This is a genomic window from Aeromicrobium sp. (genome assembly GCF_050700635.1).
Classification (GTDB): domain Bacteria; phylum Actinomycetota; class Actinomycetes; order Propionibacteriales; family Nocardioidaceae; genus Aeromicrobium.
The window spans coordinates 14,261-39,294 of sequence record NZ_JBOHDT010000160.1; the positions used below are offsets into that span (position 1 = coordinate 14,261).

23 protein-coding genes are annotated in these 25,034 nt (G+C 67.7%); 15 read left to right on the forward strand and 8 right to left on the reverse strand.

What is annotated here, in order from left to right; translation table 11 throughout:
• Positions 1-60: 60 nt before the first annotated feature.
• Complete coding sequence (gene uvrB / locus ACRDPN_RS12065) at positions 61-2,145, forward strand: excinuclease ABC subunit UvrB (RefSeq protein ID WP_431448122.1); 2,085 nt, start codon at positions 61-63, stop codon at positions 2,143-2,145.
• A gap of 164 nt (positions 2,146-2,309) precedes the next feature.
• Positions 2,310-3,371 carry a TerC family protein gene (locus ACRDPN_RS12070; protein ID WP_431448125.1) on the forward strand — a complete coding sequence of 354 codons (1,062 nt, stop codon included), beginning with the start codon at positions 2,310-2,312 and terminating at the stop codon, positions 3,369-3,371.
• Between the two features lie 7 nt (positions 3,372-3,378).
• Here the strand turns inward: ACRDPN_RS12070 and ACRDPN_RS12075 are convergent, their stop codons facing one another.
• Positions 3,379-4,782, reverse strand: a complete 1,404-nt coding sequence (locus ACRDPN_RS12075) for an APC family permease (RefSeq protein WP_431448128.1) — start codon at positions 4,780-4,782, stop codon at positions 3,379-3,381.
• 97 nt (positions 4,783-4,879) lie between these two features.
• Here ACRDPN_RS12075 and ACRDPN_RS12080 point away from each other — a divergent pair, with 97 nt between their 5' ends.
• Complete coding sequence (locus ACRDPN_RS12080) at positions 4,880-6,166, forward strand: cytochrome P450 (protein ID WP_431448131.1); 1,287 nt, start codon at positions 4,880-4,882, stop codon at positions 6,164-6,166.
• A gap of 3 nt (positions 6,167-6,169) precedes the next feature.
• Here ACRDPN_RS12080 and ACRDPN_RS12085 read toward each other — a convergent pair whose 3' ends face one another.
• Both ACRDPN_RS12085 and ACRDPN_RS12090 read right to left on the reverse strand, forming a co-directional pair.
• Positions 6,170-6,541, reverse strand: coding sequence for a hypothetical protein (locus tag ACRDPN_RS12085; RefSeq protein WP_431448134.1), 372 nt, complete (start codon positions 6,539-6,541; stop codon positions 6,170-6,172).
• 56 nt (positions 6,542-6,597) lie between these two features.
• Entirely contained in the window at positions 6,598-6,957 is a 360-nt protein-coding gene (locus tag ACRDPN_RS12090; RefSeq protein WP_431448137.1) for a metalloregulator ArsR/SmtB family transcription factor, read from the reverse strand.
• Between the two features lie 76 nt (positions 6,958-7,033).
• On the opposite strand from ACRDPN_RS12090, the gene ACRDPN_RS12095 reads away from it, so the two are divergent.
• Positions 7,034-7,480, forward strand: a complete 447-nt coding sequence (locus ACRDPN_RS12095) for an ArsI/CadI family heavy metal resistance metalloenzyme (protein WP_431448139.1) — start codon at positions 7,034-7,036, stop codon at positions 7,478-7,480.
• A 33-nt stretch (positions 7,481-7,513) separates the two neighbouring features.
• Here the strand turns inward: ACRDPN_RS12095 and ACRDPN_RS12100 are convergent, their stop codons facing one another.
• Entirely contained in the window at positions 7,514-8,167 is a 654-nt protein-coding gene (locus ACRDPN_RS12100; RefSeq protein ID WP_431448142.1) for an MBL fold metallo-hydrolase, read from the reverse strand.
• Between the two features lie 141 nt (positions 8,168-8,308).
• Between ACRDPN_RS12100 and uvrA the strand changes: the two genes are divergently transcribed.
• The 11 genes from uvrA to ACRDPN_RS12155 all read left to right on the forward strand — a co-directional run bounded on the left by uvrA (position 8,309) and on the right by ACRDPN_RS12155 (position 20,325).
• The gene (gene uvrA / locus ACRDPN_RS12105; protein WP_431448145.1) at positions 8,309-11,182 is read left to right on the forward strand and encodes an excinuclease ABC subunit UvrA; all 2,874 of its coding nucleotides are present in this window, start codon (positions 8,309-8,311) and stop codon (positions 11,180-11,182) included.
• Positions 11,183-11,224: 42 nt separating this feature from the next.
• Positions 11,225-11,677, forward strand: a complete 453-nt coding sequence (locus tag ACRDPN_RS12110) for a Rieske (2Fe-2S) protein (protein ID WP_431448148.1) — start codon at positions 11,225-11,227, stop codon at positions 11,675-11,677.
• A 29-nt stretch (positions 11,678-11,706) separates the two neighbouring features.
• Positions 11,707-13,644 (forward strand): excinuclease ABC subunit UvrC, encoded by a 1,938-nt coding sequence (gene uvrC / locus ACRDPN_RS12115; protein ID WP_431448151.1) that lies wholly within the window; start codon positions 11,707-11,709, stop codon positions 13,642-13,644.
• 165 nt (positions 13,645-13,809) lie between these two features.
• On the forward strand, positions 13,810-14,673 hold the full coding sequence (gene rapZ / locus ACRDPN_RS12120) for an RNase adapter RapZ (protein ID WP_431448154.1): 864 nt from the start codon (positions 13,810-13,812) through the stop codon (positions 14,671-14,673).
• Between the two features lie 7 nt (positions 14,674-14,680).
• A complete protein-coding gene (locus ACRDPN_RS12125; protein WP_431448157.1) occupies positions 14,681-15,610 on the forward strand; it encodes a gluconeogenesis factor YvcK family protein in 930 nt (309 codons plus the stop codon).
• A 53-nt stretch (positions 15,611-15,663) separates the two neighbouring features.
• Positions 15,664-16,647, forward strand: a complete 984-nt coding sequence (gene whiA, locus ACRDPN_RS12130; protein WP_431448160.1) for a DNA-binding protein WhiA — start codon at positions 15,664-15,666, stop codon at positions 16,645-16,647.
• 59 nt (positions 16,648-16,706) lie between these two features.
• Entirely contained in the window at positions 16,707-17,711 is a 1,005-nt protein-coding gene (gene gap / locus ACRDPN_RS12135; protein ID WP_431448163.1) for a type I glyceraldehyde-3-phosphate dehydrogenase, read from the forward strand.
• Positions 17,712-17,732: 21 nt separating this feature from the next.
• Positions 17,733-18,932, forward strand: coding sequence for a phosphoglycerate kinase (locus ACRDPN_RS12140; protein ID WP_431448166.1), 1,200 nt, complete (start codon positions 17,733-17,735; stop codon positions 18,930-18,932).
• A complete protein-coding gene (tpiA, locus tag ACRDPN_RS12145; RefSeq protein WP_431448169.1) occupies positions 18,929-19,723 on the forward strand; it encodes a triose-phosphate isomerase in 795 nt (264 codons plus the stop codon). The genes ACRDPN_RS12140 and tpiA overlap by 4 nt, the downstream gene beginning before the upstream one ends.
• Positions 19,724-19,733: 10 nt before the next feature.
• Positions 19,734-19,970 (forward strand): preprotein translocase subunit SecG, encoded by a 237-nt coding sequence (gene secG, locus ACRDPN_RS12150; protein WP_431448172.1) that lies wholly within the window; start codon positions 19,734-19,736, stop codon positions 19,968-19,970.
• Between the two features lies 1 nt (position 19,971).
• On the forward strand, positions 19,972-20,325 hold the full coding sequence (locus ACRDPN_RS12155; protein WP_431448175.1) for an RNA polymerase-binding protein RbpA: 354 nt from the start codon (positions 19,972-19,974) through the stop codon (positions 20,323-20,325).
• Positions 20,326-20,329: 4 nt separating this feature from the next.
• On the opposite strand, the gene pgl is transcribed toward ACRDPN_RS12155, so the two are convergent.
• From pgl to ACRDPN_RS12175, 4 genes are read right to left on the reverse strand one after another with little or no spacing between them, the layout of a single operon-like run.
• The gene (gene pgl / locus ACRDPN_RS12160) at positions 20,330-21,031 is read right to left on the reverse strand and encodes a 6-phosphogluconolactonase (protein WP_431448178.1); all 702 of its coding nucleotides are present in this window, start codon (positions 21,029-21,031) and stop codon (positions 20,330-20,332) included.
• Positions 21,028-21,933, reverse strand: a complete 906-nt coding sequence (locus tag ACRDPN_RS12165) for a glucose-6-phosphate dehydrogenase assembly protein OpcA (RefSeq protein ID WP_431448181.1) — start codon at positions 21,931-21,933, stop codon at positions 21,028-21,030. Before ACRDPN_RS12165 ends, pgl begins: the two co-directional genes overlap by 4 nt.
• On the reverse strand, positions 21,930-23,444 hold the full coding sequence (zwf, locus tag ACRDPN_RS12170; protein ID WP_431448184.1) for a glucose-6-phosphate dehydrogenase: 1,515 nt from the start codon (positions 23,442-23,444) through the stop codon (positions 21,930-21,932). Before zwf ends, ACRDPN_RS12165 begins: the two co-directional genes overlap by 4 nt.
• A complete protein-coding gene (locus ACRDPN_RS12175; protein WP_431448187.1) occupies positions 23,441-25,033 on the reverse strand; it encodes a glucose-6-phosphate isomerase in 1,593 nt (530 codons plus the stop codon). Before ACRDPN_RS12175 ends, zwf begins: the two co-directional genes overlap by 4 nt.
• Position 25,034 lies beyond the last annotated feature (1 nt).

Here is a 25,034-nt window from a genome sequence, read left to right on the forward strand (position 1 = left end):
AGAGTAAACCGACGAGGTTGCCTGGGCGTTCTGTCGGTTGTGCTCGGTACGCTGGGACGAATGAGACCGGTGTCCGAGCTGCAGCGCCAGGTGGCCCCCATCCGCGTCGTCTCCGACTTCGAGCCGGCGGGCGACCAGCCGGCGGCCATCGACGAGCTCGAGAAGCGGATGACCGGCGGTGTCCAGGATGTCGTGCTCATGGGTGCCACCGGCACCGGCAAGACGGCCACCGCGGCGTGGCTGGCCGAACGACTGCAGCGTCCGATGCTGGTGATGATGCCCAACAAGACTCTCGCGGCCCAGTTCGCCAACGAGCTCCGTGACCTGCTTCCCGACAACGCGGTCGAGTACTTCGTGTCGTACTACGACTACTACCAGCCCGAGGCCTACCTCCCCCAGACGGACACCTACATCGAGAAGGACTCCTCAGTCAACGACGAGGTCGAGCGGCTGCGTCACTCGGCCACCTGGTCGTTGCTCACCCGCCGCGACGTCATCGTCGTTGCCAGCGTGTCGTGCATCTACGGCCTCGGGTCGGCGCAGGAGTACCTCGACCGGATGATCGGCTTCCGGGTCGGTGAGCAGATGTCACGCGATCATCTGCTGCGCACGCTCGTGCAGGGCCAGTACGTCCGCAACGACGTCACGTCCACGCGCGGCACGTTCCGGGTCAAGGGCGACACCGTCGAGATCTTCCCCGTCTATCAGGAGATGGCCGTCCGCATCGAGTTCTTCGGCGACGAGATCGAGCGGCTCATGACGCTGCATCCCCTCACCGGCGAGGTGCTCAGCGAGGACACCGAGCTGTACGTCGGCGCGGCCACCCACTACGCCGCCGGACCCGAGACCATGACCCGAGCCATCGAGACGATCCAGGTCGAGCTCGGTGAGCGCCTGGCCGAGCTCGAGGGTGATGGCAAGCTGCTCGAGGCGCAGCGGCTGCGCATGCGCACCACGTACGACCTGGAGATGATGCAGCAGGTCGGCACCTGCGCGGGCATCGAGAACTACTCGCGGCACATGGACGGCCGCGCGCCTGGCTCGGCGCCCAACTGCCTACTCGACTACTTCCCCGAGGACTTCATCCTGGTGGTCGACGAGTCGCACGTCACGATCCCGCAGATCGGCGCGATGTACGAAGGTGACATGTCGCGCAAGCGCATGCTCGTCGAGCACGGGTTCAGGCTGCCGAGCGCCATGGACAACCGGCCGCTCATCTGGGGCGAGTTCCTCGATCGCATCGGCCAGACGGTCTACCTGTCGGCCACCCCTGGTCCGTACGAGATGGAGAAGGTCGACGGCGATGTCGTCGAGCAGATCATCCGTCCGACCGGCCTGGTCGATCCCGAGGTCATCGTCAAGCCCACCAAGGGCCAGATCGACGACCTCATCGGCCAGATCAAGGGACGCACCGAGAGCAATGAGCGCGTGCTCGTCACCACGCTCACCAAGAAGATGGCCGAAGACCTCACTGACTACCTGCTCGAGGCGGGAATCCGCACGCGATACCTGCACAGCGAGGTCGACACCCTGCGTCGGGTGGAGCTGCTGCGCGAGCTGCGCATGGGGGAGTACGACGTGCTCGTCGGCATCAACCTGCTGCGCGAGGGTCTCGACCTTCCGGAGGTCAGCCTCGTGGCCATCCTCGACGCCGACAAGGAGGGGTTCCTGCGTTCCGGACGGTCCCTCATCCAGACCATCGGCCGCGCGGCCCGCAACGTGTCCGGGCAGGTCGTCATGTACGCCGACACCGTCACCGACTCGATGGCGGCGGCGATCGACGAGACCAACCGTCGCCGCGCCAAGCAGGTGGCGTACAACCTCGAGCACGGCATCGACCCGACGCCGCTGCGCAAGAAGATCGGCGACATCACCGATCTGCTGGCGCGCGAGGACGCCGACACCTCGCGTCTGTTGGCCGCCACCGGCGACCGCCGACGCAAGGGGGCGCCGGTGCCGCTCGGCCAGCACACCGCCGATCTCGCCGATCTCCCCTCGGGCGACCTGGCCGACCTCATCGACCAGCTTAGTGAGCAGATGCACACGGCCGCCGCCGAGCTGCAGTTCGAGGTCGCCGCCCGGCTGCGCGACGAGATCCGCGATCTCAAGAAGGAGCTGCGCGGCATGCTGGAGGCGGGCGTCTAGCCGGCCGAGCGCACCTGCCACACTGGGGTGCGGAGGGGAGTATTCCTTCGCCGCGGTGTCGTCATCACGTCGACCGTCATCGGACGACCGGTGCTGCGGGCCACCCGGGTTACCAGGGGTGGCGGAAGAGACCTCCGGCGTTGTCGACGACCGGAGGAATGTCCGTGCAGGTTTCTCAGACCGAATGGCTCATCACGATCGGCGTCACCATCGCCGTCCTGCTGTTCGACATCGCGATCGTCGCACGCAAGCCCCATGAGCCATCCACGAGAGAGTGCCTGACCTACCTGTCGGTCTACGTCGGGCTGGCCATCGCCTTCGGCATCTGGGTCACGCTGTATCACAATGATCCGAGCGCATCGAACGGCGATTACGGTCTGCAGTTCTTCGCCGGCTGGTTGACCGAGTACAGCCTGTCGGTCGACAACCTCTTCATCTTCATCATCATCATGGCCAGCTTCAACGTGCCGAGGAAGTACCAACAGGAAGCTCTGATGGTCGGCATCGTGCTCGCGCTCATCTTCCGGGGAATCTTCATCGCGCTCGGCGCTGTGGCGATCAACCAGTTCTCCTGGGTCTTCTACGTCTTCGGCGCGTTCCTCGTCTACACGGCGTGGACGCTGGCCAAGGACACCGACCACGACGACGACGCCGAGAACGCCGTCGTGCGATTCGCCCGAAGCCACCTGAAGTTCACAGACCGCTGGGAGGGCCTGAAGCTCTACGTCATCGAGAACGGCAAGCGGCTGATGACTCCGATGTTCCTGGTCATCGTTGCCCTAGGCACCACCGACCTGATCTTCGCACTCGACTCGATTCCGGCCATCTACGGCCTCACCCAGGAGCCTTACCTCGTCTTCACCGCCAACGTGTTCGCCCTGATGGGTCTTCGCCAGCTGTACTTCCTGCTCGGCGACCTGATGAAGCGCCTGGTCTACTTGTCCCAGGGTCTGGCGTTCATCCTGTTCTTCATCGGCGTGAAGCTCGTGCTGCATGCGCTGCACGAGAACGAGGTGCCTTTCATCAACGGTGGCGAACCCGTGCCGGTGCCGGAGATACCGACGCTGCTGAGCCTCGGCGTGATCGTCGTGACGCTGCTGATCACCGCCGCTGCCAGCCTCTACAAGACCAGGGTCCTCGAGCCGGCCGGTCCGGCCGGTCCGCCTGATCCCGTCGATCCAGCTGATCCGGCCGAGCCGCCTGATCCGGCCGAGCCGCGGGACTGACGAGCGCTTAGACCATCTCGTCCGGCTTGTCGATCTTGACGTCCTCACCCCGGGATCGTCGGGCCAGATAGACCGGCACGGACAGCGCGAGGCCGACGAGCAGGAGCAGCCCGGCCACCTGGTACTGCTCACCGGCGCGCCCAGACAGGGGTGTGACCAGATACAGGCACGCGAGTGCGCCGAGCACGGCGACCACCGTGTTCGTGCGGAAGTGGTCGTGCTCGACCGGGTCGCGCCGCAGCACCAGCACGGCGACGTTGACGACGGCGAAAACACCCAGCAGGAGCAGCGCCGTCGTGCCGCCGAGCACGGCGATGGCGTCCTCACTGGCATACGACACGTACGCGATCAGGGCGAACGCGAGCGCGGTGGTGAACAGGATCGACACCCATGGTGTGCGGGTCCGGGGATGCACCTTCGAGAGGGAGCGGGGGATGACGCCCTGCTTGCCCATGCCGTAGAGCAGCCGGCTGGCCATCATCATGTTGATCAGGGCGGAGTTGGCCACGGCGACCATCGAGATGAAGGGAAAGATGTCTCCGATCGGGACATCCGGTGCGCCCCGTTCAACCACCAGGGTGAGTGGTGTGTCGCTGGCTGCGAGCTCGCCCACTGGCACGAGTGCGACCGCGCAGATCGAGACGAGCACGTAGATCAGGCCGGTGACGCCGAGTCCGGTGAGCATCATCTTCGGGAAGATGCCCGGCGGGTCCTTGCACTCCTCGGCCATGTTGACCGAGTCCTCGAACCCGACCATCGCGAAGAAGGCCAGCGACGTCGCGGTGGTGACAGCGAGGAAGATGCTCTTGTCCTCCGGTGTGTCGAACGCGACGACCCGCGAGAAGTCGGCATCGCCCCCGCTGATCGCCCAGATGCCCACGAGGATGACGAGCACGAGGCCGGTGAGCTCGATGAGGGTGAGCACGACGTTCGTCTTGACGCTCTCGCTGACACCTCGCAGGTTGATCGCCATCACCAAGGCCATGAAGCCGATCGCCATCAGCATGATCACGGTGCTCGAAGCCTCCCAGCCGAGGCCCAGCGCGAGGTTGGACGCGAACGCACGCGAGGCAGTCGAGGCCGAGGTGATGCCAGAGCTCATCACGGCGAACGCAACGATGAACGTGAAGAAGTGCACCGCGAATGCCTTGTGGACGTACAGCGCCGCGCCGGCGGCCTGCGGGTACTTCGTCACGAGCTCGAGGTAGGAGAACGCGGTCAGCAGCGCGACGACGAAGGCGACAAGGAACGGCAGCCAGGCGGCTCCGCCGACTTCGGCGGCGACCTGCCCGGTGAGGGCGTAGACGCCGGTGCCGAGGATGTCGCCGATGATGAATAGGAGCAGGAGCTTCGGCCCCATCACCCGCCGCAGCTCGGTGGACTGGCTACTGCCGGCAGTGTCGGTGCTCATGGCGATCCCCTCGCTGGCCGTGTGGGAATGACACGGCGCGCTCTCACCATGCCCAAGTGGGACCCGAAGCCGCAAGAGCACGTGTACTTTCGTGAGCGTGCTGGTGGACGTCAGGACTCTCGTGGGCGGATGGGTCGGTCGGGTTGCCGTCCGTCGACTCCGGAGGAAGGGGATCGACCTCTCCCGGGTCGCCTTCCTCCCCGAACCCACGAAGGTGCCGCTCCAACGGATCGGCTCCGACCCGATCCCCCGTATCGCCGAGATCCGGCGGAGCTCGCCGCTGTCCCGTCTACCGGTGCCGTTCGTCGACTTCCGGGTCTGGCTCCTCACCGGCTACCCCGAGTCGCGCGCCGTGCTCACCGACCGCGACAGCTACAGCAACGACATCCGCCATCTCTTCAACGGCGACGGCCCCGCCACGTCCGACGACATCGGTGGACTGGGGTTCACCGACCCGCCGCTGCACACGCGGCTGCGCAAGATCGTCACGCCGGAGTTCACGATGCGGCGGCTCGCCCGACTCGAGCCGGTCATCGAGGGCATCGTCGACGATCACCTCGACGAGATGGAGGTGCTGGGCTCGCCGGTCGACCTCGCCAAGCACCTGGCTTTTCCGGTGCCGTTCCAGACGATCTGCGCACTTCTGGGTCTGGACTACGACGACCGCGACGGGTTCTCGAAGCTCGGCAGCGCGCGGTTCGACGCCATGGGAGGCGGGGGAGCGGCGTTCGGTGCGATGTCAGAGCAGCGGGAGTTCCTGTTCGACGCGATCGCCCGTCAGCGCCAGGATCCCGGCCCGGGACTGCTCGGCCAGATCATCCGTGACCAGGGCGACGCGATCAGCGACGTCGATCTTGCCGGTCTGGCCGACGGTGTCTTCACGGGCGGGTTCGAGACGACCGCTGGGATGATCGCGCTCGGCACCGTCGTGTTGCTGCGCGATCCCGAGCACGCCGCTCTGGTCCGTGACGGCTCCCGCGACGAGGTCGACCGCGTCGTCGACGAGCTGCTGCGCTACCTATCGGTCGTGCAGCTGGCGTTCCCGCGGTTCGCGAAGCAGGACATGGAGCTGTTCGGCCAGCAGATCCGGAAGGGCGACGTCCTGCTGACATCGCTGTCGGGCGCCAACCGTGATGTCGCGTCGGCCGGCGCCGACCCGGAGGGTTTCGACCCTTTCCGGGTCCCACTGAGCGCCCATCTCGCCTTCGGCCACGGCATCCACCGGTGCATCGGCGCGGAGCTGGCCAGGATCGAGCTGCGCACGGTGTTCCCGCGCCTGCTTCGCCGGTTCCCCGACCTCGCCCTCGCCAAACCCGAGGAGGAGCTGAACTTCCGCCGGTTGAGCTTCGTCTACGGCGTCGACGACCTGCCCGTCCGCTTCTGACCGTTACGCGGAGGTGCCGGTTTCGCACTGGCCCAGCGTGATCTCCTTGTACTTCTGGAACTGCCGTGACGAAGCGAACGCCTCGCGGTACTCGTCCGCCGGCAGATTGGCGTAGTACTCGACCGCCTCGAGCAGATCGTCCGCCTTCTTCTCGTCACTGAGCTCGGCGTACCTCTTCGCGAACGGCTTGGCCTTCACGAAGTGGTCGATGGTGGCGGTGTACTTGCGCTCGTTGAACGCGGCGATGCCGGACCGCACCTCAGCACAGGTCTGCGCCGCGGCGTCATCGATCTCGTCCTGGTCTGCGCCGCCGATCGAAGGGAAGCCGCACCCTGCCAACACGACGAGCGCGGCGCAGGCAACGAGCGGCCTCATGGCAGGACTCTAGTCGTCGCTGCCGACCTCGCTCGGCGATTGACGTCGCGCGGCTTTCACCTGACGACGCCCCCAAGGAGCGAGCCGAGGTCGGCCAAGGCCTCCCGCCTGATGGAGTAGTAGACCCAGACACCCCGCTTGGAGCGGTCGAGCAGGCCGACATCGTGCAGAACCTTGAGGTGATGGCTGATCGTGGGCTGCGACAGGTCGAACGCGTCATTGAGATCGCACACGCATGCCTCACCGTCTGCGTGGGACGCGACCAGCGACAGGAGCCGGAGGCGGACGGGATCAGCCAGCGCCTTCATCAGTGGCGCGATCCGATCGGCCGCAGCATCCGTGAGCGGCTCCGTCGTCAACGGGGCGCAACAGGCGACCGTCTCGACCGGCGTCAACGTCAGCAATGAGTTCGACATGTATCTATATTGACAGGTGTCGATATCCGTGACAAGGTCCGAACATAGACAGTCATCCATGTCCTGAGGAGGACTCATGTCGCGCATCCAGCTGGCGCTCAACGTCGACAACCTGGAGGAGTCAATTGCCTTCTACTCCACGTTGTTCGCGACTGAACCTGCCAAGACGAAGGCCGGCTATGCGAACTTCGCCGTAGCCGAGCCGCCCCTCAAGCTGGTGCTGATCGAAAACCCCGGCCGCGGGGGTTCCATCAATCACCTGGGCGTTGAGGTCTCAGACGTTGACACGGTCGATTCTGAACTGTCGCGCCTTTCCGAAGCCGGGTTCGCGTCGACCGTGGAGAGAGACTCAACGTGCTGCTACGCCAAGCAGGACAAGTTCTGGGTCGAGAACGCCCCGAACAGTGAGCAGTGGGAGATCTACACAGTCCTGTCTGACTCTGAGACGTTCTGGGGCGCCCAGTCCGAAGATGCCGAGTTCCGCGCGAAGCAAACGGCCCGCGAAACACCTGCGTGCTGCTGACTACCAGATCTGGGAGCCACCCCCGGTCTGCGTCTACCAGCCGCGCTCGCGCCACTCGCCGAGCGAAGGACGTTCGGTGCCGAGGGTCGTGTCGTTGCCGTGGCCGGGATAGACCCAGGTGTCGTCTCCGAAACGGCCGAAGAGCTTGGTCTCGACGTCGTCGATCAGAGAAGTGAAGAGCTCGGGGGACGAGGTCTTGCCGACACCACCGGGGAAGAGGGAGTCGCCGGTGAACAGGTGGACGATGCCGTCGGGGTCGTTGTAGGCGAGGGCGATCGAGCCGGGGGTATGGCCGACCAGGCCGATGACCTCGAGCTCGCACGTGCCGACGCGAACACGGGCACCGTCAGCCACCTCGAGGTTCGTGGCGACGGGGATGTGCTCGGCGTCGATGGCGCTCGCGACGGTTTCCGCGGCCGTCCCTTCGACGACGGCGGCAAGAGCCTGCCAGTGGTCAGGGTGCAGGTGGGTCGTCATCACGCGGGCGAGCCCCGCCTCACCGACGAGGCCGAGCAGCGTCTCCGGCTCGTTGGCCGCATCGATCAGCACCTGCTCATCGGTGATCGCGCATCGCAGGAGGTAGGCGTTGTTGGACATCGGGCCGACGGCGACCTTGGTGATGACGAGGTCACCCGCCTCGCGTGTGTCGGACGGACCGCCGACCTCGACCTCACCGGAGTAGCTCATGGCCCCAGCCTGCCATCAGTCCAAACCGCGCCGGGTGAGGAGGTTCTGTCACCGGGCGTCGATACCATGGAGAAGGCCTAAGACGGCCGCCAACTGCGCACGTCCGACTCCGCCATCCACACCGCCAGAGCAGGGGAATCAGTGACCGACCGCCTTGTCGTCCGCGGCGCCCGTGAGCACAACCTCAAGGACGTCTCGATCGACCTCCCGCGCGACTCACTCATCGTGTTCACCGGCCTCTCCGGGTCCGGCAAGTCGTCGTTGGCGTTCGACACGATCTTTGCCGAGGGTCAACGGCGCTACGTCGAGTCGCTGTCGGCGTATGCGCGCCAGTTCCTGGGCCAGATGGACAAGCCCGACGTCGACTTCATCGAGGGCCTGTCGCCGGCCGTCTCGATCGACCAGAAGTCCACCTCGCGCAACCCGCGGTCGACCGTCGGCACGATCACCGAGGTCTACGACTACCTCCGCCTGCGCTACGCCCGTGCCGGCCGCCCGCACTGCCCCGAGTGCGGTGAGCCCATCGCCCGACAGACGCCGCAGCAGATCGTCGACCGCATCCTCGCCCTGGAGCCCGACTCGCGCTTCCAGGTGCTCGCACCGATCATCCGGGGCCGCAAGGGCGAGTACGGCGAGCTGTTCCGTCAGCTGCAGTCGCAAGGATTCAGCCGTGCGCTCGTCGACGGCAAGACCCACAACCTCGCCGACGAGCCGCCCAAGCTCGCGAAGCAGAAGAAGCACACCATCGACGTCGTCGTCGACCGGCTCCAGGTCAAGGACTCGATGAAGCAGCGACTCACCGAGTCGGTCGAGACCGCGCTCAACCTGGCCGACGGCCTCGTCATCGCCGACTTCGTCGACCTGCCCGACGATGACCCACATCGGCTCCGCCGCTTCTCCGAGAGGCTCGCCTGCCCCAACGACCATCCCCTCGCCATCGACGAGCTGGAGCCTCGCTCGTTCTCGTTCAACGCTCCGTTCGGTGCGTGTCCGGAGTGTCACGGACTCGGCACCCGGATGGAGGTCGATCCCGAGCTGGTCGTGCCCGACGACTCCAAGTCGATCAACGAGGGCGCCATCACGCCATGGTCGTCGGCCCACGTCTCGGAGTACTTCTCACGGCTCATCGGCGCGCTCGGTGAGGAGCTCGGCTTCAGTACCGACGCCCCGTACGGCTCACTGCCGGAAGAGGTGCGCGAGACGCTGATGCGCGGGCACCCCACCAAGGTGCACGTGCGCTACAAGAACCGCTACGGCCGCGAGCGTTCCTACTACACGATGTTCGAGGGGGCGATCAGCTACCTCGACCGGCGCCACGCCGAGACGGAGTCGGAAACGAGTCGCGAGCGGCTCGAGGGCTTCATGCGCGAGGTGCCGTGCCCCGTCTGCAACGGCACGCGCCTCAAGCCCGTCATCCTCGCCGTGCTGATGAACAGCAAGGAGTACGGACCCAAGAACATCGCCGACGTCGCCGCGCTGTCGATCCGCGAGGCCGCCGAGTATCTGTCGACACTGGAGATGACCGACCGTGAACGCCAGATCGGCGAGCGGGTGCTCAAGGAGATCCACGAACGACTGCGCTTCCTGCTCGACGTGGGGCTCGACTACCTCAGCCTCAACCGGGCGGCCGGCTCGCTGTCCGGCGGCGAGGCACAACGCATCCGGCTGGCCACCCAGATCGGTGCAGGCCTGGTCGGCGTTCTCTACGTGCTCGACGAGCCGTCCATCGGTCTGCACCAGCGCGACAACCACCGGCTCATCGAGACGCTCGTGCGCCTCCGCGACCTCGGCAACACGCTCATCGTCGTCGAGCACGACGAGGACACCATCCGCACCAGCGACTGGGTCGTCGACATCGGCCCCGGCGCCGGCGAGCACGGCGGGCAGGTCATCGTGTCCGGGCCGGTCGAGGACCTGCTGAACAGCGACGACTCGCTCACCGGGCGATACCTGTCCGGTCGCGAGTCGATCCCGCTACCCGCAATCCGGCGTCCGCGCACCAAGGGGCGCGAGGTCACGGTCCACGGTGCTCGCGAGCACAACCTCCAGGACATCGACGTCACGTTCCCGCTCGGGCAGTTCATCGCCGTCACCGGCGTGTCAGGCTCGGGCAAGTCGACGCTCGTGAACGACATCCTCTACATGTCATTGGCGCGGCAGATCTACGGTGCGCGCACCATCCCCGGCCGCCACCGCAGCATCAGCGGGGCCGAGGAGATCGACAAGGTCATTCACGTCGACCAGTCGCCCATCGGACGCACGCCGCGCTCCAACCCGGCCACGTACACGGGTGTCTGGGACCACGTCCGCAAGCTCTTCGCCCAGACGCCGGAGGCGAAGATGCGCGGCTACCTGCAGGGCCGCTTCTCGTTCAACGTCAAGGGCGGACGCTGCGAGGCGTGCGCCGGCGACGGCACCATCAAGATCGAGATGAACTTCCTGCCCGACGTCTACGTGGCGTGCGAGGTCTGCCACGGCGCGCGCTACAACCGCGAGACGCTCGAGGTGCACTACAAGGGCAAGACCGTCGCCGACGTCCTCGACATGTCGATCGAGGAGGCAGCGGAGTTCTTCACCGCGATCCCGGCCATCGCCCGGCACCTGCGCACTCTGGTCGACGTCGGCCTCGGCTACGTACGGCTGGGTCAGCCGGCGCCAACGTTGTCCGGCGGTGAGGCGCAGCGCGTCAAGCTGTCGGCCGAGCTGCAGAAGCGCTCCACCGGACAGACCGTCTACGTGCTCGACGAGCCCACCACCGGGCTGCACTTCGAGGACATCCGCAAGCTGCTCGGCGTGCTCGGCAGGCTGGTCGACGCCGGCAACACCGTCATCGTCATCGAGCACAACCTCGACGTCATCAAGACCGCCGACTGGGTCATCGACATGGGTCCGGAGGGCGGCAACGGTGGAGGTCTGCTCATCGCCGAGGGCACGCCCGAGGACATCGCCGAGAACACGGAGAGCCACACCGGAACGTTTCTCGCAACCATTCTCAAGGAACCCGCCAGACGTTAGGGTCGTTGAAGGCGTAACGAGTCCGCCCAAAGGGGAGCAGTCATGACCGAGCTGAGCGACCAGACCACTCGCCGAGCCGTCTTGGGAGGGGTCGCGGCCGTGGGCGCAGGGGCCGTCCTCGCAGCATGCGGAAGCGACGAACCCAAGGACGCAGCGGGCGGAGACGCGACCTCCGGCGACAGTGGATCCGGGGGCGACGCAGCTGCCGGCGGCGAGATCGGCACGACGGCCGACGTCCCCGTGAACGGCGGCACGGTGTTCCAGAAGCAGAAGATCGTCGTCACCCAGCCGACCGAGGGCGACTTCAAGGCGTTCACCGCGGTCTGCACGCACTCCGGCTGCACCGTCGGCGAGGTCAACGGTGACACCATCCAGTGCAACTGCCACGGCAGCCAGTACTCGGCGGAGGACGGTTCGGTGAAGAAGGGCCCGGCACCGAAGCCGCTCGCCGCCAAGAAGCTCGAGGTCGACGGCGACAAGCTCATCGTCAGCTGACGGTCCGAGGCCGCCCGTAGGCTGGTGGGGTGGCAGATCCCGCGACGTATCGACCCGCTCAAGGGGAGATCCCCGTGGGTCCCGGCGTCTACCGTTTCCGCGACGACGCGGGCCGCGTCATCTACGTCGGCAAGGCCAAGTCGCTGCGTGCGCGCCTCAATTCGTACTTCCAGGACATCGCCGGCCTGCACGCCCGCACCCAGCAGATGGTCACCTCGGCGGCGGGGGTCGACTGGACGGTCGTCGACACCGAGGTCGAGGCCCTGCAGCTCGAGTACACCTGGATCAAGGAGTTCGACCCGCGTTTCAACATCAAGTACCGCGACGACAAGTCCTATCCTTGGCTCGCCGTCACGGTGTCCGAGGAGTTCCCGCGGGTCATGGTCATGCGGGGGGCCCAGCGCAAGGGGGTTCGCTACTTCGGCCCCTACGGACACGCCTGGGCCATCCGCGACACCGTCGACACACTGCTCCGGGTCTTCCCGATGCGCTCGTGCAGCGCCGGCGTGTTCCGGCGGGCCAAGGCCGTCGGCCGGCCCTGCCTGCTGGGTGACATCGGCAAGTGCGCCGCGCCCTGCGTCGGCCGGGTCAGCGCGGAGGAGCACCGCGCGATCGTGGACGACTTCATGTCGTTCATGGGCGGTCAGACGACCGCCTTCACGCGGCGCATCCAGAAGCGGATGCGAGAGGCCTCTGAGGCCCAGGAGTACGAGCTGGCCGCCCGGCTCCGCGACGACCTGGCAGCCCTCAACCGGGTGCTCGAGAAGCAGACGGTCGTCCTCCGCGACGGCACCGACGCCGACGTGTTCGGGTTCGAGATCGACCCGCTCGAGGTCGCCGTGCAGATCTTCACCGTGCGCGGCGGACGCATCCGCGGCCAGCGCGGCTGGGTGGCCGATCGTGCCGACGACACCGATGTGCCCGAGCTGGTGCAGCGCGCGCTGGTGACCCTGTACGGCGAGTCGGCGTCCGAGGTCGTCCCCCGGCAAGTGCTCGTGCCCGAGCTCCCGTCTGACGCCGACGTCGTCACCGAGCTGCTCACCGAGCTGCGCGGCGGACCGGTCACCATTCGCGTCCCGCGCCGCGGCAACAAGAAGCGGCTGATGGAGACGGTGGAGCAGAACGCCCACCAGTCGATGGCCCGCCACAAGATGAAGCGGGCCGGCGACCTCACGGCGCGCAGCCAGGCGTTGGAGGAGATCCAGGACGCGCTGAGCCTCCCGACCGCCCCCTTGCGGATCGAGTGCTACGACGTCTCCAACCTCCAGGGCACGGAGATCGTCGCCTCGATGGTGGTGTTCGAGGACGGCCTGCCACGCAAGTCCGAGTACCGGCGCTTCACGGTGCGGCACGAGGGACAGAGCGACGTCGCCGCCATGCACGAAGTCATCACCCGACGGCTGGCGCGGCTGCTCAAGGCCCGCGCCGAGGGTGCAGACGAGCAAGGAGTCGATCCCGAGACGGGCAAGCCGAAGCGGTTCGCGTACGCGCCGTCGCTGATCGTCGTCGACGGCGGCCCGCCGCAGGTCGCAGCCGCCCAGGCAGCCATGCAGCAGCTCGGACTCACCGACATCGCCCTGTGCGGGCTCGCCAAGCGGCTCGAGGAGGTGTGGGTGCCCGACGACGACGACCCGGTCATCCTGCCGCGAACGAGCGAGGGGCTCTACCTGCTCCAACGGGTGCGCGACGAGGCGCACCGGTTCGCCATCGCCCACCACCGGCAACGCCGCGCGAAGGCCATGACCGGCAGCGTCCTCGACGACGTCGCCGGCCTCGGGCCGACCCGTCGTCGAGCCCTGCTCAAGACCTTCGGGTCGGTCAAGAAGCTGAGGGCTGCGAGCATCGAGGAAATCGCGAACGTCCCCGGCGTCGGCCCGGCTACGGCACAATCCATCGTGGCGGCGCTGTCGGATGAAGCTCCTGCACCCGCCGTCGACATGGCGACCGGAGAGATCGTGGAGGATTAGGGTATGCCTTCCAACCCCGCGCGACGCGAATCGCGACCCCGCATCCCGACCGGCGGCGTTCTCGTCGGTCGCCGCACTACCCGGTGCGCCTCCCTCCTCGGCCTTGCCGGATCGGGCGCGGATGCCGCGCTCGCTTCCCACGCGGGATTGGAAGGCACACCCTAAATGACCTCGCTCTCGAAGCTCGTGCTGGTCACCGGCATGACCGGAGCCGGCAAGGGCTCGGCGGCCAAGGGGCTCGAGAAGCTCGGCTACTACGTCATCGACAACCTGCCGGCCGACGTTCTCGTCGAGACGGTCGAGACCGTCGAGCGGTCAGAGTTCAGTGATCAGCTGGCCGTCGTGGTCGATGCGCGGTCGGGCCCGTTCTTCGACCGGCTGGTCGACGTGCTCGAGGAGCTGCGGGCGCGCGGCACGCCCACCCAGATCCTGTTCCTCGAGGCGGCCGACGAGGTCCTGGTCCGCCGGCAGGAGGCAGCCCGGCGCCCGCACCCGCTCAGCCGCGAGGGCCGTCTCATGGACGGCTTCCATCGCGAGCGCGAGCTGTTGACCCGGCTCCGAGGCCGCGCCGACATCGTCGTCGACACCTCGAATCTCAACGTGCACCAGCTCGGCCAGCGCATCCAGGCCGCCTTCGAGGACGACGACAGCAAGGGTCTGCGAGCCTCCGTCGTGTCGTTCGGGTTCAAGTACGGCATCCCGATCGACGCCGACATGGTGGCCGACATGCGGTTCCTGCCCAACCCGTACTGGATCGACGAGCTGCGTCCGCTCACCGGCCTCGACGAACCGGTGCGCGACTACGTGCGCAAGCAGCCCCGGTCTGAGGAGTTCCTCGACCGCTACGAGGGCCTGGTCGCCCTGCTCACCGACGGGTTCCTGCACGAGGACAAGCACTTCCTCACCATCGCCATCGGCTGCACCGGCGGACGTCATCGCAGCGTGGCGATGGCCGAGGCGTTCGCGGAGCGCCTCCGTGCCCACGACGTCCGCACCCTCGTCGTGCACCGAGACCTCGGCCGCGAGTGAAACCCGAATGAGGGTTGTCGCGCTCGGCGGCGGACACGGACTCGCTGCGAGCCTGTCCGCGTTACGGCTGCTCCAGACCGATCTCACCGGTGTCGTCACCGTCGCCGACAACGGCGGCTCGTCGGGGCGCCTGCGCGACGAGCTGGGTGTTCTCCCGCCGGGCGACCTCCGCATGGCGCTCGCCGCACTCTGTGCCGACGACGAATGGGGACGTCAGTGGGCGGGCATCCTGCAGCACCGGTTCGACGGCAACGGCCCCCTGCGCGACCACGCTGTCGGCAACCTGCTGATCGCGGCCATCTGGGAGATCCTCGGCGATCACGTGGGCGGCCTCGACCTCGTCGGTGAGCTGCTCGGCGCGCGCGGACGCGTGCTGCCGATGGCTGCCGTGCCACTCGACATCGAGGCGGACGTCCACCTCCGCTCGGCGCCGGACCGTCTCACTCTGGTGCGCGGTCAGGTCCAGGTCGCGGGCGTCGACGGTCAGGTCGTCAGCGTCCGGCTCGATCCGATGGACCCGCCCGCCTGCCCCGAGGCGCTGGAGGCCGTGCGGGAGGCCGACTGGGTGGTCATCGGCCCAGGATCGTGGTTCACCAGCGTCATGCCCACGCTTCTGGTGCCGGAGCTGCGTGACGCCCTGGTCGGCACCAGCGCGCACCGCGTCCTCGTGCTCAACCTCCAGGAGCAGGCCGGCGAGACCGAGGGACTGACGCCCACCGATCACCTCGAGGTGTTGTCGGCCCACGCTCCCGACCTGGGCCTCGACGCGGTCGTGGCCGACACGTCGCTACCCGACGGCCGAGGCACCCTCGCCAAGGTCGCGCGCGAGCTCGGTGCCCAGCTCGTCACGGCCGACGTCGCACGGAGTCCCGGGTCCGACCAGCACGATCCGCACCGACTTGCTGATGCGTTCCGCGCAATCTTGGACCGTGTCTAGGAAAGGGGCAATAGAGTGGCACCGTTCGACCGCACCGTGGAGGGAGTCACCGCATGGCCATGACGGCACAGGTCAAGTCCGAGCTCTCCAGCACGGCGATCACCAAGTCCTGCTGCCGCAAGGCCGAGGTCTCATCGATCCTCCGTTTCGCGGGCGGAATCCACATCGTCGCCGGACGCATCGTGGTCGAGGCCGAGCTCGACACCGGGGCAGCGGCCCGCCGTCTGCGCAAGGACATCGCCGAGGTCTACGGACACGACAGCGAGGTCGTGGTGATGCAGAGCAGCGGTCTTCGCAAGGGCACTCACTACATCGTGCGGGTCAACCGCGACGGCGAGGCGCTGGCCCGTCAGACGGGTCTCGTCGACTCCGGCGGACGGCCCGTGCGGGGGCTCCCGCCCCAGGTTGTCTCCGGTGCATCCTGCGACGCCGTGGCGGCCTGGCGGGGAACATTCCTCGCGCACGGCTCGCTCACCGAGCCCGGCCGGTCGTCGTCGCTCGAAGTCAGCTGCCCCGGACCCGAAGCCGCCCTCGCCCTGGTCGGCGCCGCCCGCCGGCTCGGCATCAGCGCCAAGGCACGGGAGGTGCGTGGTGTCGACCGCGTGGTCATCCGTGACGGTGAGGCCATCGGTGCCCTGCTCACCCGTCTTGGCGCGCACGAGTCGCTCCTGGCCTGGGAGGAGCGCCGCATGCGACGCGAGGTGCGCGCCACCGCCAACCGGCTCGCCAACGTCGACGACGCCAACATGCGGCGGTCGGCCCGCGCTGCCGTGGCGGCCGGAGCCCGGGCACAACGAGCGCTCGAGATCCTGGCCGACGAGGTGCCTGACCACCTCAAGATGGCCGGCACCCTGCGGGTCGAGCATCGCCAGGCCAGCCTCGAAGAGCTCGGGCAGCTGCATGACCCGCCGCTCACCAAGGACGCAATCGCCGGCCGCATCCGGCGCCTCCTCGCCATGGCCGACAAGAACGCGCAGGACCGGGGCATCCCCGACACCGAGGCCGGTCTCGGCGAAGAAGCCCTCCGCGACGCCTGAATCGCGGACTAGATAGGCTGGGCGAAACCAGACCTTCGATCTGCAGGAGCTCCTTCGCCGTGACCGTTCGCGTAGGCATCAATGGATTTGGCCGCATCGGCCGCAACTTCTACCGAGCGGCGCGTGCTGCCGGCGCCGACATCGAGATCGTCGCCGTCAACGACCTCACCGACAATGCCACGCTCGCGCACCTGCTCAAGTACGACTCGATCCTTGGCCGCCTCGACGGCGATGTCAGCCACACCGGCGACTCGATCACCGTCGGCGACCAGAAGATCGTCGCCTTCGAGGAGCGTGACCCCGCCAAGCTCGACTGGACGTCCGTCGGCGCCGACATCGTGATCGAGTCCACCGGCTTCTTCACCGACGCCACCAAGGCGAAGGCGCACATCGACGGTGGCGCCAAGAAGGTCATCATCTCGGCGCCGGCCAGCAACGACGACATCACCATCGTCATGGGGGTCAACCACGACCAGTACGACCCCGAGGCCCACACGGTCATCTCGAACGCGTCCTGCACCACCAACTGTCTCGCCCCGATGGCCAAGGCCCTGCACGACGGCCTGGGCATCGAGAAGGGGCTGATGACCACCATCCACGCGTACACGCAGGACCAGAACCTCCAGGACGCCCCGCACAAGGACCTGCGTCGCGCCCGCGCCGCGGCGATCAACCTCGTGCCCACCTCGACCGGCGCGGCCAAGGCCATCGGTCTGGTGCTGCCCGAGCTCAAGGGCAAGCTCGACGGCTACGCGGTTCGCGTGCCCCTCCCCACCGGGTCGGCCACCGACCTCACCGTCACCGTCTCGCGCGAGACGAGCGTCGAAGAGGTCAACGAGATCGTCAAGACCGCCGCGGCCGGCCCACTTGCGCCCTACCTCGTCTACACCGAGGACCCGATCGTCTCGGCCGACATCGTCACCGACCCGGCCTCCTGCATCTTCGACGCCGGCCTCACCAAGGTCATCGGCGACCAGGTCAAGGTCGTCGGTTGGTACGACAACGAGTGGGGCTACTCGAACCGCCTCGTCGACCTGATCAACCACGTCGGCGCCACGCTCTGACCCGGTCGGTCAGACACGCTCGTGAAGACCATCGAAGACCTGGGTGACCTGCGCGGCCGGCGGGTTCTGGTCCGCAGCGACCTCAACGTGCCGCTCGACGGCCAGACGATCACCGACGACGGTCGCGTGCGCGCCAGCCTCCCGACCATCAAGCGGCTCAGCGACGCCGGCGCGCGCGTGCTCGTGGTGGCCCACCTGGGCCGGCCCAAGGGCACACCAGATCCGGCGTACACGCTCAAACCGGTCGCTGAACGACTGGCCGAGCTGCTCGGTTCTCCCGTGCTGTTCGCCAACGACACCGTCGGCGCGGAAGCACAGCGAATCGCGTCGGCCATGCAGGACGGGCAGGTCGCCATCCTCGAGAACGTCCGCTTCAACGCAGGCGAAACCAGCAAGGACGACGACGAGCGTGGCGCGTTCGCCGATCAGCTGGCCGCGCTGGCCGACGCCTTCGTCTCCGACGGCTTCGGTGTGGTCCACCGCAAGCAGGCCAGCGTTTACGACGTCGCGGCACGGCTCCCGGCCGCGGTCGGCAGCCTCGTGCAGGCGGAGGTGGAGGTCCTCGAACGACTGACGTCCAGCCCGGAGCGCCCTTACGTCGTGGTGCTCGGTGGCTCGAAGGTCTCCGACAAGCTCGGCGTCATCGACAGCCTGATCGAGAAGGCCGACAGCCTGCTCATCGGTGGCGGGATGGTGTTCACGTTCCTGGCCGCGCAGGGCCACGAGGTCGGCTCGTCGCTGCTCGAGGACGACCAGCTTGACGTCGTCAAGGGTTACATCGAGCAGGCCGCCGCGAAGGATGTCGACCTCGTACTGCCCACCGACATCGTCGTCGCGCCCGAGTTCGCCGCTGACGCGCCACCCACCACGGTCGCCGCCGACTCGATGCCATCCGACCAGATGGGGCTCGACATCGGGCCCGACTCGGCAGCGGCCTTCGCTGACGTCGTCCGGTCGGCGCACACGGTGTTCTGGAACGGCCCGATGGGCGTCTTCGAGATGGACGCGTTCGCGGTCGGCACGAAAGCCGTCGCGCAGGCGCTCACGGAGATTGACGGGCTCTCCGTCGTCGGCGGGGGCGATTCCGCCGCGGCGGTGCGTCAGCTCGGCTTCGCCGACGACGATTTCGGCCACATCTCCACCGGCGGTGGCGCCAGCCTCGAATACCTCGAGGGCAAGACGCTGCCCGGACTCGCAGTACTGGAAGGTGACTCCCCATGACACGCACACCGCTGATGGCGGGCAACTGGAAGTCCAACCTCAACCACCAGGAGGCCGTCGTCCTGGTTCAGAAGCTGGCCTGGACGCTGCAGGACAAGAAGCACGACCCCGAGAAGGCCGAGGTGGCGGTCATCCCGCCGTACACCGACATTCGTGGCGTGCAGACCCTGGTCGACGGCGATCGTCTCACCATCCGATACGGCGCCCAGGACGTTTCCAAGCACGACGGCGGGGCGTACACCGGCGAGATCTCCGCCGCCATGCTGGCCAAGCTGGGCTGCACCTACGTCGTCGTCGGGCACTCCGAGCGGCGTGAGCACCACGGCGAGACCGACGAGGTGGTCAACACCAAGGCGGTCAAGACGCTGGCTGCCGACATGACGCCGATTGTGTGTGTGGGAGAGGGTCTCGACGTCCGTCAGGCCGGCGACCACGTCGCTCACACCGTGGCGCAGATCGACGGATCACTCTCCGGCTTGAGCGCCGAGCAGGTCGCCGGCCTGGTCGTCGCCTACGAGCCGGTGTGGGCCATCGGCACCGGTGAAGTGGCCACGCCCGAGGACGCACAAGAGGTCTGTTCGGCCATCCGTACGCGGGTAGCTGAGACGTTCTCGTCCGAAACCGCGGAGTCGTTGCGTATCCTGTACGGCGGATCGGTCAAGGCGGCAAACATCGCCGCGATCATGGCGCAGCCCGACGTGGACGGTGCCCTGGTTGGCGGTGCAAGTCTCCAGGCGGAGGAATTCGCCGCCATCGCCCGGTTCTACGACATGCCGAATCTCTCGGCCTGAAAGGCTCGACGTGATCATTCTCTTCTCCGTAGTCCTGACGATCGCCAGCTTGCTGATGATCGTGCTGATCCTCATGCACAAGGGGCGCGGTGGTGGACTGTCCGACATGTTCGGCGGTGGCATCTCCAGCTCGCTGGGCGGATCGTCGGTCGCGGAGCGCAACCTCGACCGCATCACCGTCGGCATCGCCGTCGTGTGGGTCGTCTGCATCGTGGCGCTCGGACTGCTGTTGAAGGTGAGCAACTGACATGGCCGCGGGCGCGATCCGGGGTAGTCGCATCGGCTCCGGACCCATGGGTGAGGCCGAGCGCGGCGAAGCGGCTCCCCGTCAGTCGGTCACGTACTTCTGCAGCAACGACCACGTGACCGAGCTGCAGTTCTCCATCGAGGCCGAGGTTCCGGAGTCGTGGGACTGCCCGCGCTGCGGCATGCCGGCCAGCATCGACGAACAGAACCGTCCGACGGCCCCCAAGATCGAGCCGTACAAGACCCACCTGGCCTACGTGAAGGAACGCCGGAGCGAGGAAGAGGCCGCCGAGATCCTCACCGAGGCCATCGAGACCCTCCGCACCAAGCGCAAGTCTGGCGAAGTCATCTTCTGACCCGTCATCGTTCGTCCAACTTCGACGCTGCGGCTTCGTCGACGAACCACAGGGTCCGTTGCAAGCCACGCGCGCCTCGGGCGGGGGTCTCGTCGATCGACCCGTCGTCGGCCAGTGCCCGGGCGACGGCGTCGGCCTTCTCTTCACCTGCGACCAGGAACCAGACGGATTCGGTGTGGTTGAGGGCCGGGAAGGTCAAGGAGACTCGTACCGGCGGCGGTTTGGGGGAGTCGAAGAGCTCGACGCAGTCACGGTCGACCTCGTGCAGGGCGATGTGGTGCGGGAACAACGACGCGACGTGGCCGTCGGGCCCCATGCCGAGGAGCACCACGTCGAACGGGTCTTCCGGCAGCGTGGCGGCATAGCGGTCGGCAGCCTCGGCAGCGCTCAGTGAGCAGTCGTTGCCGACGACGCTGTGGACGCTCGTCGCACTGACCCGGTCGAGGAACGCGTCGCGAGCCTGCTGGTCGTTGCGATCGGCGTGTCCCTCTGGGACGAACCTCTCGTCGCCGAACCAGAACTCGACGTCGGACCAGTCGGCTGCGTCCGCGTCGATCCGCTCGTAGGCAGCCGCGGCGATCGTTCCACCGGTGAGGACGATCCGCGGTTTGTGCCCCTGGGCCTGCGAGCCGGCCACGAGGGTGGTGAGTCGTTCGGCGATCGCCTGGGCGAGCGCATCCGCGTCGGGCAACACCTCGACGGTCATGCGTCGGCCAGGAGGTGCTTGATGGTGGCGGCGTAGATGTCGTCCGAGTCGAGTCGGCGCAGGTCCTCGGCGAGCAGCTCGGCCAGGGTGCGAGCGCCGAGCGGCACCTCGCGCGGTGCCGAGCCCGGGATGCTGAACAGGCACGACCTGGTGTCGATCCGCTCGATGGTGACGTCACCGTGAGTCATGTTCAGCACCACCTTCGAGATCTGTTCCTTGTCGCCGCGTCGCTGCGTGATGGGTACGCGCAGCCGGCTCTCGAGCCAGGCGACCAGGAGCGTCCCCACCGGATTGCCGGGCTTGAACTCGACGGCGCCGCCGGTGACCTTTCCGGCGGACTGGTCGAGAGCGGCGGCGAGGAGGGCTCGCCAAGGCGTGAGGCGCGTCCAGGAGAGGTCGGTGTCGCCGGGGGAATAGTGGCGGGCCGTGGCCTTGAGGGAGCGGACGGGGGAGTCGGTGCTCTCGGCGTCGGTGAGGCGCCGCTGGGCCAGCTGGCCGATGGAGTCGGCCACCGGGTTGGCCGGGGCCTTGTGCGGCCACCAGGCGACGACCGGGGAATCGGGGAGCAGCAGTGGAAGGACGACCGAGTCGGCGTGCTTGGTCAGCGGACCGGACAGCCGGAGCAGCACCGACTCGCCGGAAGCATTCTGGCCGACACGGACCTTCGCATCGACGCGTGGTGCGCCTCGGCCGTCACCCAGCACGATGCCGATGACTCGGGACGGGTGCTCACGGGACAGCAGCGCGGCGGTCCGGAGTGCGTCGCCGACCGTCTCGTCGTCGGTGACCACGAGCAGCGTGAGCACCATGTCCATGGCCGGGCTGCCGGCCGCGATACGTGCCTTGACCATCGCGTGGGCGATGTCGGACGACGTGGTGCCTTCGAGGCTCGTCTCCATCATGGTCGTCTCCAGGTCCGGCCGTCGCGGGCGATCATCTCGTCAGCGGAGGCCGGTCCCCAGGTTCCGGCCGTGTAGGTGTCGATGTTCTCCTGGCGGGCCCAGTGCTCGATGACGGGATCGAGGATCTCCCAGGCGAGCTCGACCTCCTCGTGCTGCGGGAACAGCGGCGGGTCGCCGAGGAGGACGTCGAGGATGAGGCGCTCGTAGGCCTCCGGGCTGCTCTCGACGAACGCACCCCCGTAGGCGAAGTCCATCAGGACGTCGCGGATCTCCATGGTGGTTCCGGGCACCTTGGCGCCGAAGCGGAGCGTGACACCTTCGTCGGGCTGGATGCGCATCACCAGCGCGTTCTCGCCGAGCTCCTCGACGTCGTGCTTGGCGAACGGCTGGTGCGGGGCCGGCTTGAACACCACGGCCACCTCGGTGACACGGCGGCCGAGCCGCTTGCCGGCGCGCAGGTAGAACGGCACGCCGGCCCAGCGCCGGGTGGCGATGTCGATGCGCATGGCCGCGTAGGTCTCGGTGGTCGACCCCCGCGGGATACCCTCCTCCTCGAGGTAGCCGGCGACCTTCTCGCCACCGGCCCACCCCGCGACGTACTGGGCGTGTGCGGTGTGGAAGTCGAGGCGAGGGGTCGGACGGGCATTGGCCAGGATCTTCTGCTTTTCGATCCGCAGGCTCGACGCCTTGAACGAGACCGGCTCCTCCATCGCGATGAGAGCCATCAGCTGCAGCAGATGGTTCTGGATCACATCCCGTGCGGCGCCGATGCTGTCGTAATAGCCGGCCCGGGTGCCGATGCCGATGTCCTCGGCCATCGTGATCTGGACGTGGTCGACGTAGTTGCCGTTCCAGATCGGCTCGAACATCCCGTTCGCGAACCGGAACGCCAGGACGTTCTGCACCGTCTCCTTGCCGAGGTAGTGGTCGATGCGGAACACGCTCTCGCGAGGGAACACCTCGGCCACGACCCGGTTGAGGTCCTGGGCCGAGGCGAGGTCGTGCCCGAAGGGCTTCTCGATGACCACCCGACGCCAGCCGTCGTCGGACGTCGCCAGGCCGTGCTCCCTGAGCTGGGAGACGACCACCGGGAACAGAGCCGGTGGGATGGACAGGTAGAACGCGTGGTTGCCGTTGGTCCCCTGCTGTTCGTCGAGCTCGCGCATCGTGTCGGCAAGACGTTTCCAGGCGGCATCGTCATCGAACTCCCCGGGAACGAATCGGATCCCGGCAGCGAGCTGGTTCCAGAGGGTTTCGCGCCACGGCGTGCGAGCTCCGTCCTTCGCGGCCTGCTTGATCAGCTGAGCGAACTCATCCTGGCTGAAGTCGTGGCGAGCGAAACCGACGAGCCCGAACCCCGGTGGCAGCAGGCCCCGGTTCGCCAGGTCGTAGACGGCCGGGATGAGCTTCTTGCGGGAGAGATCGCCGGTGACGCCGAACAGGATCAGGCTGCACGGGCCGGCGATCCGGGGCAGGCGGCGGTCCTGTGGGTCGCGCAGAGGGTTGGTCATGAAAGGAGCTCGCGCAGGACTGGCAGGGCAGTTGATGCGTCGGACAGGTGCAGGCGGAGGACCGGACGTCCGCTCTTGCGGAGAACCTGCGCGTCGCCCGCGGCCTGGGACGCGATGAACTGCCCGAAGGTGAAGTCACGCCCCGGGACGTCGAGATCGTCCACCGGGTCGCAGGTGAGCTGCAGGTACACGCCGGTAGCGGGTCCGCCCTTGTGGTACTGCCCGGTCGAGTGCAGGAAGCGCGGGCCCCAGCCGAACGTGACCGGGCGGCCGGTCCGCTTGGCCAGGTCCTCACGGAGCGCGGCGTACTCGGGCACGCCGAGGCGGTCGACGTAGGCCTGGACGCCGACATAGCCGTGGAACAGGTCGAGTGAGGCGAGCAGCTCGTCGACCGCGGCCCGCAGGTCGGACGCCGTAGTGCCGTACGCCGCCACCCCCTCGGACTCCAGATCGGGTTGTTCGGAGTTGCTCCCGCCGTCGAGGGCCGCACGGGCCGCCTTCTTGGCGCTCTCGACGTCGGGCTGGTCGAACGGATTGATGCCGAGGAGGCGACCCGCCACGGCCACCGCGGTCTCCCAGACGAGCATCTGCGCGCCGAGCCCGCCGCGCACGCCGGCCGACCACCCCGACTGCGCTTCGGGCGCATTGGGACCGCCGAGGGCGACCAACAAGCTGTCGGCCGTGCTCGGGTTGAAGTTGAACGCGTTCTCGAACGGCACGACGACGGGCAGGATGCCCCGACCCTGCTTGCCGGTGGACTCGGCCACCAGCTGCTCGATCCAGTCGCCGAGGCCGTGACGCGATTGGTCGGCGAGCACGAGCTTGTCGACACCGTGCCGGTTCGCGACGCCGAGCATGACGCCCAGCCTCAGGGCCGGGTTGTCGCCGTCGTCAGCAGCGACGCTCGCCTGCACCGTCTCGGCGTCGTCGAGGAGCTCCCCGATGGGCGCGCCGGCCAGACCGGCCGGCACGAGGCCGAAGGCGGTGAGCGCCGAGTAGCGTCCGCCGACATCCGGATCGGCGCGGAACACCCGGTAGCCGGCCTCGGAGGCCTCCTGGTCGAGGGGGGAGTCGGGATCGGTGACGACGACGATGTGGTCGGCCGGGTCGAGGCCTGCGCTTCGGACGGCCTGTTCGTAGCCGCGCTTCAGGCTGTCGGTCTCGACCGTGCCGCCGGACTTGCTGGAGACCACGACCACGCTGCGTTCGAGGCGGTCGGCGAGGGCGCGCCGAACCATGTCGGGCTGCGAGGAGTCGAGCACCGTGAGCTCCACGCCGGCGGTGTGACAGATGACCTCCGGAGCCAGCGAGGAGCCTCCCATCCCGCACAGGACGACGTGGTCGAGACCGCGACTGACCAGGTCATCGCGCAGCGCCTCGATCTCGTCGACGAGAGGGCGCGACGACGTGGGCAGCGATGTCCACGCCAGGCGGACGGATGCCTCGGACTCGGCCTCGGGACCCCACAGTGTCGGATCCTGGTCGGCGATGCGAGAGGCGACTCGGTCCTCGATGGCACGGTGCATCGCCTGCTCGAACTCACGCTGGACGGGAACGGCGAGCGTGGCGCCGAACGGGAGAGACGTCATG